The sequence below is a fragment of the Cupriavidus plantarum genome (assembly GCF_905397285.1).
Taxonomy (GTDB): domain Bacteria; phylum Pseudomonadota; class Gammaproteobacteria; order Burkholderiales; family Burkholderiaceae; genus Cupriavidus; species Cupriavidus plantarum.
On sequence record NZ_CAJPUX010000006.1, the window covers coordinates 295059 to 307733 of the forward strand.

The 12675-nt window shown below is 66.5% G+C and carries 13 protein-coding genes; 9 read left to right on the top strand and 4 right to left on the bottom strand.

Features of this window, described 5'->3' with window-relative positions:
* Positions 1 to 666 (top strand): response regulator transcription factor, encoded by a 666-nt coding sequence (locus KHP16_RS23810; protein WP_109582443.1) that lies wholly within the window; start codon positions 1 to 3, stop codon positions 664 to 666.
* Positions 663 to 2051, top strand: a complete 1389-nt coding sequence (locus KHP16_RS23815) for a sensor histidine kinase (protein WP_211961271.1) — start codon at positions 663 to 665, stop codon at positions 2049 to 2051. The genes KHP16_RS23810 and KHP16_RS23815 overlap by 4 nt, the downstream gene beginning before the upstream one ends.
* 63 nt (positions 2052 to 2114) lie before the next feature.
* On the opposite strand, the gene KHP16_RS23820 is transcribed toward KHP16_RS23815, so the two are convergent.
* The 4 genes from KHP16_RS23820 to KHP16_RS23835 form a co-directional block, all read right to left on the bottom strand.
* The gene (locus KHP16_RS23820) at positions 2115 to 2726 is read right to left on the bottom strand and encodes a 2-hydroxychromene-2-carboxylate isomerase (RefSeq protein WP_109582441.1); all 612 of its coding nucleotides are present in this window, start codon (positions 2724 to 2726) and stop codon (positions 2115 to 2117) included.
* Positions 2723 to 4048, bottom strand: a complete 1326-nt coding sequence (locus tag KHP16_RS23825; RefSeq protein ID WP_109582440.1) for an MFS transporter — start codon at positions 4046 to 4048, stop codon at positions 2723 to 2725. The genes KHP16_RS23820 and KHP16_RS23825 overlap by 4 nt, the downstream gene beginning before the upstream one ends.
* A 34-nt stretch (positions 4049 to 4082) precedes the next feature.
* Complete coding sequence (locus KHP16_RS23830) at positions 4083 to 4862, bottom strand: aldolase (protein WP_109582439.1); 780 nt, start codon at positions 4860 to 4862, stop codon at positions 4083 to 4085.
* 87 nt (positions 4863 to 4949) lie between these two features.
* Positions 4950 to 5894 (bottom strand): LysR family transcriptional regulator, encoded by a 945-nt coding sequence (locus KHP16_RS23835; RefSeq protein ID WP_121492106.1) that lies wholly within the window; start codon positions 5892 to 5894, stop codon positions 4950 to 4952.
* An 85-nt stretch (positions 5895 to 5979) separates the two neighbouring features.
* Between KHP16_RS23835 and KHP16_RS23840 the strand changes: the two genes are divergently transcribed.
* From KHP16_RS23840 to KHP16_RS23870, 7 genes are all read left to right on the top strand, one after another.
* A complete protein-coding gene (locus KHP16_RS23840; protein WP_109582437.1) occupies positions 5980 to 6300 on the top strand; it encodes a nucleotide pyrophosphohydrolase in 321 nt (106 codons plus the stop codon).
* A gap of 11 nt (positions 6301 to 6311) precedes the next feature.
* The gene (locus KHP16_RS23845; protein WP_211961272.1) at positions 6312 to 7169 is read left to right on the top strand and encodes a DUF72 domain-containing protein; all 858 of its coding nucleotides are present in this window, start codon (positions 6312 to 6314) and stop codon (positions 7167 to 7169) included.
* Between the two features lie 6 nt (positions 7170 to 7175).
* The gene (dbpA, locus tag KHP16_RS23850) at positions 7176 to 8570 is read left to right on the top strand and encodes an ATP-dependent RNA helicase DbpA (RefSeq protein WP_109582435.1); all 1395 of its coding nucleotides are present in this window, start codon (positions 7176 to 7178) and stop codon (positions 8568 to 8570) included.
* Positions 8571 to 8737: 167 nt separating this feature from the next.
* A complete protein-coding gene (locus tag KHP16_RS23855) occupies positions 8738 to 9178 on the top strand; it encodes a CBS domain-containing protein (protein ID WP_109582434.1) in 441 nt (146 codons plus the stop codon).
* Between the two features lie 277 nt (positions 9179 to 9455).
* Positions 9456 to 10946 (top strand): MDR family MFS transporter, encoded by a 1491-nt coding sequence (locus tag KHP16_RS23860; RefSeq protein ID WP_244836003.1) that lies wholly within the window; start codon positions 9456 to 9458, stop codon positions 10944 to 10946.
* A gap of 76 nt (positions 10947 to 11022) precedes the next feature.
* A complete protein-coding gene (locus KHP16_RS23865) occupies positions 11023 to 11655 on the top strand; it encodes a glutathione peroxidase (protein ID WP_109582432.1) in 633 nt (210 codons plus the stop codon).
* Between the two features lie 32 nt (positions 11656 to 11687).
* Positions 11688 to 12536, top strand: coding sequence for a fumarylacetoacetate hydrolase family protein (locus KHP16_RS23870; RefSeq protein ID WP_179592647.1), 849 nt, complete (start codon positions 11688 to 11690; stop codon positions 12534 to 12536).
* The last annotated feature ends 139 nt before the right edge of the window (positions 12537 to 12675 follow it).

Consider the following 12675-nt stretch of genomic DNA (forward strand, 5'->3'; position numbering starts at 1 on the left):
ATGCGGATTCTGGTGGTCGAGGACGAACCCGAACTGGCGCGGCAGCTCGAGCAGTCGCTCGTGGCGGCCGGGTTTGCCGTCGACCTCGCGGCCGATGGGCTCGATGGCTGGCATCTCGGCCATGAGAATCCCTACGATGCCGCGATCCTGGATCTTGGCCTGCCGTCGCTCGACGGGCTCTCCGTGTTGCGCCGCTGGCGCGAAGCCGGCTCGGAAATGCCCGTGCTGATCCTCACCGCGCGCGACAGCTGGGTCGAGAAGGTCGAGGGCATCGATGCCGGCGCCGATGACTACCTGACCAAGCCGTTCCGCATGGAAGAGCTGCAGGCGCGTATCCGCGCGCTGATCCGACGCGCGTCCGGCAAGCTTGCGCCCGTGCTCGCATGCGGACCGATCGAACTGAATCCACGCACGGGTACGGTATCGGTGGCGGGGGCGGTGGTATCCCTGACCAGCCACGAGTTTCGCGTGCTCGACTATCTGATGCACCATCAGGACGAGATCGTCAGCAAGACCACGCTGACCGAGCATATCTACGCGCAGGATTTCGACCGCGACAGCAATACGATCGAGGTCTTTATCGGCCGCCTGCGCAAGAAGCTCGATACCGATCGCATCGAAACCGTGCGCGGCCGCGGGTATCGACTGACGTCCGCGCAGGCATGACGGCATCGCCTCGGTCCCCGACCCGCTCGATCGCGCTGCGGCTGTTCGCGGTCTCCACGCTGTGGGTGATCGGCGCGCTCGTCACCACCGGGCTCATCCTCTCCGCGCTGTTCGAGCGCCATGTCGATCAGACCTATGCGAGCCAACTCAATCGCGAGGTGACCAGCCTTGCGGGTTCGCTCGAATGGACGCCCGCGGGCAAGCTCCTGAACACACGCACGCCTGCCGATCCCCGCTATGAACGCCCCTATTCCGGCGCCTACTGGCACGTGTCCGGGGGCAAGGACGAATTGCGTTCGCGCTCGCTGTGGGACGCCGAGTTTCCGACGAAGATGGAGCGCGAGGTGCCGACGACCGACGCTTACGTCGCCACGGGACCGCGCGACCAGTCGCTGATGGTGATGACGCGCACGGTGCGGCTGGAAGGCACGGGAACGCAGGGTGCGGAGGGCGCCGAGGGTGTGGAAGGACCGGCAAAGCCGCCTGTAACGATCGGCGTCGCGATCGATCGCACCGAGCTGCGCGCCGCCAAGCGCTCGTTTCGCAATCTGCTGTGGCTGTCGCTCGCCGTGCTGGGTGTGGGGCTCGTGGCCGCCGTGGTCGCGCAGATCAGCTTCGGCCTGTTGCCGCTCAAGCGGCTGCGTGAAGCGCTGGTGTCGATGCACCGGCAACGCGAGACCGAGCTCGGCGGCACGTGGCCCAGCGAAGTGATTCCGCTCGTCGATGAAATCAACAAGCTGCTCGCGCGCAATGCCGAGGCCGTCGCGCGTTCTCGCCGTCAGGCCGCGGACCTCGCGCATGCCGTGAAGACGCCGCTGGCCGTATTGACCAACGACATCGGCCGCCTGCCTGCCGACGAGCGGCAGCGCATGGCGGAGCAGTTCGATGTCATGCGGCGGCAGGTGGATCGGCACCTCGCCCGCGCGCGCGCCGCGGGGGCGACGCGCGATGCCGGGCTGGTCGCCGTGCACGACGTGGCGAACGCTCTGGTGCGCGCCTTGCGCCGCCTCCACGCGGACCGCGCGCTCGATATCGAGGCCGAGGGCGAAGGGATGTTCCCCGGCGACCGGCAGGACCTGATCGAGATGCTCGGCAACCTCCTCGACAATGCCTGCCGGTGGGCACGCCACCGCGTGCGGTTGCGCGTGATGCAGCACGACGATGCGCTGGAGATCGAGATCGCCGACGACGGTCCCGGCATTCCCGACGATGCGCGCGAAGCGGTGATGTCGCGCTTCGTCCGGCTGGACGAGCAGGCGGACGGTAGCGGCCTCGGGCTCGCGATCGTGCGGGACATCGGCGCGCTGTATGGCGGCGAGTTGCGCCTCGATCGGGCGCGCGAGGGCGGGTTGTCGGCGCGGCTGCGGTTCCCCCTCGGCGAGTGATCGTGCCATAAAAAAGGCTCCCCGAAGGGAGCCACAGTCCTGCACGGAACACCACAAATCAGGTCACGACGCGAGCCGCAGCGCGATAGTCTCCTCGAGCATGTCGAGGCGGTCCTGGCCCCAGAACAGTTCTCCCTCGAACACGTACGACGGCGAGCCGAACACGCCGGCCGCCACGGCCTCGTCGGTGTAGCGGCGGTACAGCGCTTCGATCGATGGGTCCTGCGCGCGCGCCATCAGCGTATCGGCGTCCAGCCCTTGCGCATCGACGATCTCGTACAGCGTCTCCGCCGAAGAGATGTCGCGCTCCTCGCACCATTCCGCGCGCAGGATCGCCTTGTACAGCGCGAGCACGGGCAGGTGCGCCGCATCCGCCGCGATCACGATGCGCGACGCGAGGTCCGCGTTTGGGCACATGTATTTCGGCGTCGGGTTCACGTCGATGCCGAGCTTGCGGCACCAGCGCTTCAGCTCCGTGACGCGATACTGCTGACGCTCCGGCGCGCGCTGGCCCAGCAGCACGCCGCCGGTGCGCGCGTACACGTTCGGCAGGTCCACCGGCTTGTGCCGGATCTCGACATCCATGCGCCGGGCGAGCGCGTCGAGCCGATCGGCGCCAAGATAGGCCCAGTCCGAGTTGAGCCAGAAGTAGTAGTCGATGTGCGGGCGGGTCATGCGCGCTTCCCTCGCTGAACGGTTGCGACCGCGACATTGGCGAATGCCGCGTCGCGCATGCAGGCGGCGCTGATGAAGGCGATCACGCTCAGCGCGCCGAGGTACCACACGATGTACGTGGGGCTGCCCTTGCCGTACGCGAGCAGAGATGTGGCGACGATCGGCGCGAGGCCACCGCCGATGGCGCCCGACACCTGCACGGCGATCGAGATGCCGCTGTACCGCACCTCCGCCGGAAACTGCGCCGAGAAGAGGCTGCCTTCGGGCCCGTAGAGACAGGCGTAGACCAGGCCGATGGCGACGGCGAGCGCGATCGTGATGTTCTTCGGATCCAGCGACTGCAGCAGCGTGAAGAACTGCGGCGCGAAGATCAGGATACCGACCGTGCCCGCCATGAACACCCACTTGAAACCGACGCGGTCCCCGAGGATGCCGAACAGCGGCATCGTGAACAGCGCGATGGCCGCGCCCCATACCGTGGCGTCGAGCATCACGGTCTTCGGTACGCCGAGCGTCCCCGTGGCGTAGGCGAGCGAGAACGTGACTACCGTATAGAACCACGTGACCTCCGCGAGCCGCCCGCCGACCACGGTGAGCACCTGGCGCGGATAGCGCTTGAGTACCACCATGGCAGGCATCTCCACCTTCTCGCCTTTCTTCTGCATCTGCTCGAAGTCGGGCGACTCGGCGACCTTCGCGCGAATGAACCAGCCCACCGCGAGCAGGATCACGCTCGCGAGGAATGGCACGCGCCAGCCCCACGTCAGCATGTCCTTCTCGGGCAATGCGGCCACCATGCCCATCGCCAGCGACGACAGCACGAGCCCCGGCGCCACGCCAGCCTGCGGCAGGCTGCCGAAGAAGCCCTTCTTGCCTTCGGGCGCATGCTCCACAGCCATCAGCACGGCGCCGCCCCACTCGCCGCCGACCGCGATCCCTTGCAGCAGGCGCAGCAACACGAGCGCGACCGCTGCCCAGTAGCCGATGCTCTCGTACGAAGGGATCAGGCCGATCAGGATCGTCGGAATGCCCATCATGAACAGCGTGATCAGCAGCATCGATTTGCGGCCGACCTTGTCGCCGAAATGGCCGAACACGATGCCGCCAAGCGGACGCGCGAAGAAGCCGACCGAGTAGGTCGCGAAGGCGGCGAGCGTCCCCGTCAGCGGGTCGAAAGAAGGAAAGAAGATCTTGTTGAAGATCAGGGCGGCCGCCGTGCCGTAGAGAAAAAAGTCGTACCACTCGATGGTGGTGCCCATCATGCTGGCCAGACCCGCGGTGATGTATTCGCGCCGTGTGCGCGTGGTGGGAATGCTGTTCATCGTGACGCTCCTTGGATGATCGAATGGCAGCGCGTCACGCTGCGGGCAGCGGCGGTACGCCGTGCGTCTGGCGGGCCCAGTAGGCGAACGTCGCGTTGACGATCGACGGCTTGAGCAGGTAATCGTGCGCCTCGCGGGCAAGCGCGTCATCGACGGGTGTCAGCGGACCGAAGGCCTGCGCGCGAATCTGCAGACGCGCCGCGCGTTCTAGGTACACCGACAGGTAGGTCGCTTCCTCGCAGGTCTTGCCGGCGGTGAGGTAGCCGTGATGCGCGAGGATGATGGCGCGCTTGCTGCCCAGCGCTTCGGAGATGATGACGCCTTCCTGATCGGCGATGGGCACACCTGGCCATTCGCCAAGGAACGCGCAGTCGTCGTGCAGCGGCGTCATGTCCATCTGCGCGATCACGAGCGGCTGGCGCGCGGCCGCGAGCGCGGATGCCCATGGCGAGTGCGTGTGGATGATCGCGTTGACGTCGGGGCGCGCGTCGTACACCCACAGGTGAAAACGCGTCGCCGGGTTGGGCATGCCGTCGCCGGTGAGCGTGTTGAGGTCGCGATCGACCTCGATGAAGTCCTGCGGCGTGGCTTCGTCGAAGCCGAGGCCGAAGCGCAGCGTCCAGTAGGCGCCGGGTCGCTCGGACCGCACGCTGATCTGGCCCGCGAGGCCGGCTTCCTGCTCGGTCATCGCGAGGATGCGGCACGCGTAGGCCATGGTCTCCTGCATCGTGCGCGGCTTGCTGCGCAGATGCCGGGCCATCTCGGTGGTGGCGCGCGTGTCGAAATACGATTTGTCTCTGAGGGGGGCGTTCATACTGTCTTCTCTCTCCGTGGGTGGTACGGAGCCAGTATGGAAACGACACCCCGCGCGAGCTATGAAGCTGCGCTCATAGCAGGTATCTCATTCCGTCACGCCTTTGTCATGCACCGTCGTGGCGTCGTGCTCGCCGAGGTTGCGGGCGACCTGTAGCGCGCATTCGAGCAGTGCACCGGTCAGGGGCATGGCATGCCGTTCGCCATGGCTGATGGCGACGATGCGGCGGCGCAGCAGCGGCGCGCGAATGCGGACCTTGTGCAGACCGTAATCCGCGAGCAGCTTGTCCGGTAACCGGCATGGAAGGATGCATTCGCCGACGCCGGTGGAGACGAGCTTCAGGATCGCATCGACGGTTTCCGCTTCCGCGACATAGTCCGGTTGGAGGCCAGCGCTCTGGAGCATGCGGCGCAGCGCGTAGGCGGGCGGGAAACCCACGAGCCGCAGTTCGCGGCGGTGCAGGTCGATCGCCTCGCCCTCCTCCCGCCCCTCCTGCTGCCCAGCGGCGGGCTCGCGCGTGACGAGGCACATCTCGTCCTCGAACAGCGGGTGCGACGTGAGGGTCGCGGTATCGACCGCGGTGTCGTAGACAAAGCCGAGGTCCGCCTTGCCGCTCTCCACGAGCGACACGACTTCCGGCGAACTGCGGCCCATCAGCGACAGGTTCACGCCGGGATGGCTGCTGACGAAGCGCGCGACGACGTCGGCCATGAAGTAGTAGCTGACCGGATGCACGATCGCGAGCCGCACGGTCCCCTGCGTGGTGCCGTGGCTTTCGCGGATGGTGTCGACGGCCTGGTCGATCGCGCGATACGGCCCGCGAATCGCGTCGTGGAGCTTGCGCCCGGCTTCCGTGAGTTCCACGCCGCGGCCCGTGCGGATGAACAGCGGCTTGCCCAGATGGGTCTCCAGCGCGGCCAGTTGCCGGCTCAGGCCCGACTGCGTCTGGTCGAGTTCCTCCGCGGCGCGCGACAGCGACTTGAGTTCGGCGATGCGCAGGAAACTGCGGAGCTGGCGGTCGGGGGTGTCCATGGGGCAGTTCTCAAGCAGGGTTTATGCCCGATGGGGGCATGAAGGCGAGGATACAATCCAACACTATTACCGGAGTCCCGCGTTCATGTCTCTTATCGATATCCGCAACTTGCAGCAGGCCGCTTCGGACTTCGCCGACGCGCGCGACTGGCGCCAGTATCACAGTCCGAAGAATCTGGCCATGGCGCTGAGCGTCGAAGTGTCCGAGCTCGTCGAGATCTTCCAGTGGAAGACCGAGGAGGAATCGCGGCGCGTCATGACGACCGACGAGCGCGCGCATGTCGAGCAGGAACTCGCCGATATCACGATCTACCTGGCGCAACTCGTGACGACGCTTGGCGTGGATCTGGATGCGGCGATCCAGGCCAAGATGGAAATGAATGCGGTGAAGTATCCGGCAAGCTAGGGAGGAGCCTTATGGCGACGCGCGGCAAAAGCGGTACCGGCAGTTCGTATCCTTCGAATGTGCATATCGGCATCGGTGGCTGGACCTTCGAGCCGTGGCGCGACAACTTCTATCCCGCCGGCCTCGCGCAGGCGAAGGAGCTGCGGTATGCGAGCCGGCATCTGACGGCGATCGAGATCAACAGCACGTATCACGGCACCCAGAAGCGCACGTCGTTCGTGAAATGGCGCGACGAGACGCCCGACGGGTTCGTGTTCTCGGTGAAGGCGAACCGCTTTGCGACCAACCGGCGCGTGCTGGCCGAAGCCGGGGATTCGATCTCGCGGTTCCTCGACAGCGGGATAGCCGAGCTAGGCGCGAAGCTGGGTCCCGTCGTGTGGCAGTTCGCGCCGACCAAGCAGTTCGACGCCGAGGACTTCGAGGCGTTTCTGGCGCTGCTGCCGGCCTCGGTCGAGGGCGTGAAGCTGCGGCATGTGCTCGAGGTGCGGCACGAGAGCTTCGCGTGCGACGCGTATGTGAAACTCGCGCGCAAGTACAAGGCGGCGACGGTGTTCACGGATTCGCCGAAGTTTCCCTCGATGGCGGACCTCACCGCGGACTTCGTGTATGCGCGGCTGATGGAGAGCAACGCCAGACTGGCCACGGGGTATGGACCCAAGGCGCTCGACCAATGGACGGCGCGGGTACAGGCATGGAGCGAGGGCAAGGCCCCCGACGACCTGCCGCGCGTGAGCGATAGCGATGGGCGGCTCAAGGCGAAAGAGGTGTTCCTGTTCTTCATCAACGGCGCCAAGGAGCGCGCGCCCGCCGCCGCGCAGGCGCTGCTGGGCAAGCTCGGATGGCGGCCCGCGACGGATGACAACCTATAATCCGGCATGACTTCCGCATCCGAACCCCTTTTCTCCACCCTGCCCCTGTCCGCCGGCACGCTGGCCACCCTCGCGCAGCTTGGCTACGACACCATGACGCCGATCCAGGCGGCGAGCCTGCCCGCGGCACTCGCTGGCGAGGATCTGATCGCGCAGGCCCGCACGGGCAGCGGCAAGACCGCCGCGTTCGCGCTCGCCCTGCTCCATCGGCTCGATGCGCGCCGCTTCGATGTGCAGGCGCTCGTCATGTGCCCCACCCGCGAGCTCGCCGATCAGGTCACGCAGGAGATTCGACGCCTCGCGCGCGCCGAGGAAAACATCAAGGTGCTCACCCTCTGCGGCGGCTCGCCGATGCGGCCGCAGGTCGATAGCCTGATCCACGGCGCGCACATCGTCGTGGGCACCCCTGGCCGGCTGATGGACCATATCGAGCGCGGCAGCCTCGATATGCGCGCGATCAATACGCTCGTGCTCGACGAGGCCGACCGCATGCTCGACATGGGGTTCTTCGACGATATCGCCTTTGTCGCGCGCCATTGCCCGAAGGAACGCCAGACGCTGCTGTTCTCGGCGACCTATCCCGAGGGCATCGCCAGGCTGGCCCATCAGTTCATGCGCAAGCCGCGCGAGATCAAGGTGGCCGAGCAGCACGCCCCCGAAAAGATCCGCCAGCGCTTCTACGAGATCGAGGAAGGCCAGCGATTGAACACCGTGGCGAAGCTTCTCGAACATTACCGCCCGGCGAGCACGCTTGCGTTCTGCAACACGAAGGCGCGCTGCCGCGACCTCGTCGACCTGCTGCGCGCGCAGGGCTATCAGGCCCTGGCCCTGCACGGCGAACTCGACCAGCGAGACCGCGACCAGGTGCTCGTGCAGTTTGCCAACCGCAGCTGCTCGATCCTCGTCGCGACGGACGTCGCCGCGCGCGGCCTCGATATCGCGCAGCTGGAAGCCGTGATCAACGTCGATGTCACGCCGGACCCCGAGGTCCACGTGCACCGCGTGGGCCGCACCGGACGCGCCGACGCGGAAGGCTGGGCTTTCACCCTCGTCAGCATGAACGAGATGGGCCGCGTGGGAAATCTGGAGCAGCACCATGGCGGCGAGTTCGAATGGCACGCCGTGGCCGAATTGCTGCCCACCAGCACCGAGCGATTGCTGCCGCCGATGGTCACGCTGCAGATGCTGGGCGGCCGCAAGGAAAAGTACCGTCCGGGCGACTTGCTCGGCGCCCTCACCGGCGAAGCCGGCTTCGCCAAGGAACAGATCGGCAAGATCAATGTGATGGAGATGTCCACGTACATCGCTGTCGATCGCGCCATCGGCCGCGAGGCGGTGCGGAAGCTCAACGAGGTCAAGGTCAAGGGCCGCAAGGTCAAGGTCCGCATGCTGACGGAGTGACCTCCACGCCTTCGAGAAGCGCGTGTTCGGTAACAAGATTCGTACAAGTCACCCTGTGAGCGCCGCCGATCCTTTGCTACTCTGAAGACAGGCCGGTGGCGTTCCGCGCTGCATCATGCGGCGCCGCACGGGTGACCCAGACGCAAGAGACCGAACGAGGAGTGGGTATGAAAACCGCACGGCAGGTTCTGGAATCGAAGCCAACGCAAGCCATCTTCAGCATCCCGCCGGTAGCGACGGTCTATGCCGCGCTGCAGCTGATGGCGGAGAAAGGGATCGGCGCGTTGCTCGTCATGGAGCAAAACAAGATCGTCGGCATCCTGAGCGAGCGCGACTACGCGCGCAAGGTGATCCTGATGCAGCGCACCTCGCGCGAAACGCTCGTGCGCGAAATCATGACCAGTTCGGTGATCTACGTCCGCGCGGACCAGAGCACCGACGACTGCATGGCGCTGATGACGCGCCACCGGCTGCGCCACCTGCCCGTCATGGACGGCGACGAACTGGTCGGCATGCTGTCGATCGGCGACCTCGTGAAGGACATCATCTCCGAGCAGAAATTCATCATCGAACAGCTGGAGCATTACATTTCCGGCAACGTGCATTGAAACCGGTGCATTGAAACCGGTGCACTGACGCGCGTGCATCGCGCCCGGCGTACCAGATAGCACGCCCGGCGTGCCAGATAGCCGCAAGCTATCTCCGGGCGAAATTGATTGGAGAAAGCAGGCGCCGCCGAAGTTCGGTAGACGCATATAATTATGCGATTACTGAATAAGGCCGCGCCTGATGTCCCCGCCCGTGTCCGCATCCACCGCACAGCCCACCGCAGAGGCTGGCGTCTCGTCTTCGCATTCCCCGGCAGTCCACGACCATCGCGCGATCATGCGGGTGATCGGCGGCATCGTGCTGTGCATCCTGCTCGCGGCGCTCGACCAGACCGTGGTCATCCCGGCCGTGCCGGCGATTGCCAACGACTTGAACGGGTTTGGACACCTGTCGTGGATCGTCACCGCCTATCTGATCGTCTCGACGGTCACCACGCCGCTCTACGGCAAGCTCTCCGATAGTTTCGGCCGGCGCCGGCTGCTGATGGTTGCGATCTCGCTGTTCATCGCCGCGTCCGTCGCATGCGCGCTCGCGCAGTCGCTGTCGCAGCTGATCCTGTTCCGCGCATTGCAGGGCGTGGGGGGCGGTGGGCTGATGTCCCTCGCGCAGGCGGCGATCGCCGACGTCGTGGCGCCCCGTCAGCGCGGCCGCTATCAGGGCTATCTCGCGATGGTATGGGCCATGGCCTCGATCGCTGGTCCGCTCGTCGGCGGCTGGGTGTCCGACCATATGTCGTGGCGCTGGCTGTTCTGGATCAACGTGCCGCTGGGCGCGCTAGCCATGACGATGTGCTACCGCGGCCTGGCCAGTCTGCGCCCGCGCGGCGGCAGGCCGAAAGTCGACTGGCTCGGCGCGCTGCTGCTAGCGGTCGCGATCGTCGCGTTCCTGCTCGCGATGAGCTGGGCGGGCGACGCGTTCGACTGGATCTCCCCCGAAATGGGCGCCCTGCTCGGCGTCACCGCTATCGCGCTGGCCCTGCTCGCGTGGCAGGAGCACCGCGCGCCGGACCCCATGCTCGCGCCGCGGTTGTTTCATAACCGCGCCTACGTGATGGGCGTAGGCGCGTCGGCGATGTCCGCGCTCAATATCTTCCTGTGCATCTTCGCGCTGCCGCTGCTGTTCCAGCTCGTGCGCGGCGCCGACGCGTCGATGTCGGGCCTGCTGGTGGTGCCGTTCCTGCTGGCTACGGTCGCCGGCAACCTCGTCGTGGCGTGGCTCGCGCCGCGCGTCGGCCGCATGCGCGGCATCCTGACCGGCGGCTATATCGCCGCGGCGATCGGACTGATCGCGATGGCCGCCGCGACGCCCGCGGTGCCGACGCCGTTCGTCCTGATCGCCATGACGATCGCGGGTGTCGGCCTGGGCATGACGATGGTGGGCACGCTGATCGGGGTACAGAATGCGCTCGAGGCGCGCGACATGGGCTCGGGCACGGGCGCGCTGCTCGTGATCCGCTCGCTCGGCAGCGCTATCGGCGGTGCGCTGGCCGGAACGCTGCTGGCGCTCGAGTTCCGCGCGGCGATGATGCGCGCGGGCATCACCGAGTCGCTCGACCTCGGCGCGCTGCGCCATGGCAGCGAGGCCATGGCGCATCTGTCGCCCGTCGCGCGCCAGGCGCTCGCGGGCGGCGTGGAATCGGGCTTCCACCTGATCTTTGCGGCGGGCGCGGTGGCGGCGATCGTCGCGCTCGCGATCACGCGCCGCATGCCGGACCTCGAACTGCGCGGCAGCGTGACCGAGCACGCCAAGACCGCGATGATGGACTGAGGCGGATCGGCCGCAGGAACAGTACACTTGGCGCGATCCCGCACCCGAGGATTTTCGAACCCGGAGACAAGCCGCCATGATCCGTACGCTATCCGCCACGCTATCTGGAGCCGCCGCGCTGGCGGCCGCCGCCTCGATGGCCGTCATGCCCGCGCGGGCCGCCGATAAACCTGCAACTAACGCCGCCACAGCGGGCACGTTGGGGACCGCGGCCACGGCGGCCGGCGCGTGCCCGGCGTCGCTCAACTTCAAGTTCCCGCGTCTGCAGGACGAAGCGCCGCAGAATCTCTGCCAGTACGCGGGCAAGGTCGTGCTCGTGGTCAACACCGCCAGCTATTGCGGATTCACGCCGCAGTACGAGGGCCTGGAGCAGCTGTATGCGAAGTATCGCGAGCGCGGCCTCGTCGTGCTCGGCTTTCCCTCGAACGACTTCTCGCAGGAGCCCGGCTCGGAGAAGGAAATCTCCGACTTCTGCTACAACACGTATGGCGTCAAGTTTCCGATGCTGGGCAAGACCCACGTGCGCGGCGGCGAGGCGAACCCGATGTACGCGCTGCTGGCGAAGGAGACCGGCACCGCGCCGAAGTGGAACTTCTACAAGTATCTGATCGACCGGAACGGGCAGGTGGTCGGCAGCTACGACAGCAGGACGAAGCCTGACGACAAGCAGCTCGTCGGCCGGATCGAGCAACTCCTGGGCGCGCGCTGAGCGCGGTCCTCATCCATCGCGAAAGGAAAACAATGAAGCTCGTACGTGTTGGGAATCCCGGTGCGGAGCGCCCGGGCCTCGTCGACGGCGACGGCCGCGTCCGCGACCTGTCGGGCGTGATTGGAGACATCGGTCCGCAGGAACTCTCGCCCGCATCGCTCGCGAAGCTGGGCAAGATCGATCCGGCGAGCCTGCCGCTCGTGGACAGCCAGCGACACGGGGTGCCCTGGACCGGCATCGGCAAGATCATCGCGATCGGTCTCAACTACGCGGACCACGCCGCGGAGGCCGGCATGGCGCTGCCCGCGGAGCCGATCGTGTTCCTCAAGGCCACCACCTCGCTGAACGGTCCGGACGATCCCGTGATGCTGCCGTTCGGCTCCGAGAAGAGCGACTGGGAAGTGGAACTCGGCGTGGTCATCGGCACGACCGCGCGCAACGTGTCGCGCGAATCGGCGCTCGACCACGTGGCCGGATACTGCGTGGTCAACGACGTGTCCGAACGCGAGTTCCAGCTGGAACGCGGCGGTACCTGGGACAAGGGCAAGGGCTGCGACACGTTCTGTCCCGTCGGCCCGTGGCTCGTCACGCGCGACGAAGTCCCGGACCCGCAGAAGCTGTCGATGTGGCTCGACGTGAACGGTGAGCGGATGCAGAAGGGTTCCACCGCGACGATGGTGTTCGACGTGGCCACCGTGGTCAGCTACGTGAGTCGCTTCATGACGTTGATGCCCGGCGACCTGATCGCGACCGGTACGCCGCCGGGTGTGGGCATGGGGTTCAAGCCGCCGCGTTACCTGAACGCGGGCGACACGATGCGCCTGCATATCGAGGGGCTCGGCGTGCAGACCCAGCTCGTCGTGCCCTACGGCGAGCGCTAACCGACGCGCATTGCGCCCGGCTGTCTGTCGGGCGTGCACCGACATGGTGTGCGGGGAATGTCTGTCAACGAGGTTCCCCGCTGAAACGTCTTCATACAAAGCGTCGCGTTTCCTTGCAAAGCGTTCCGTGCGGGCAACA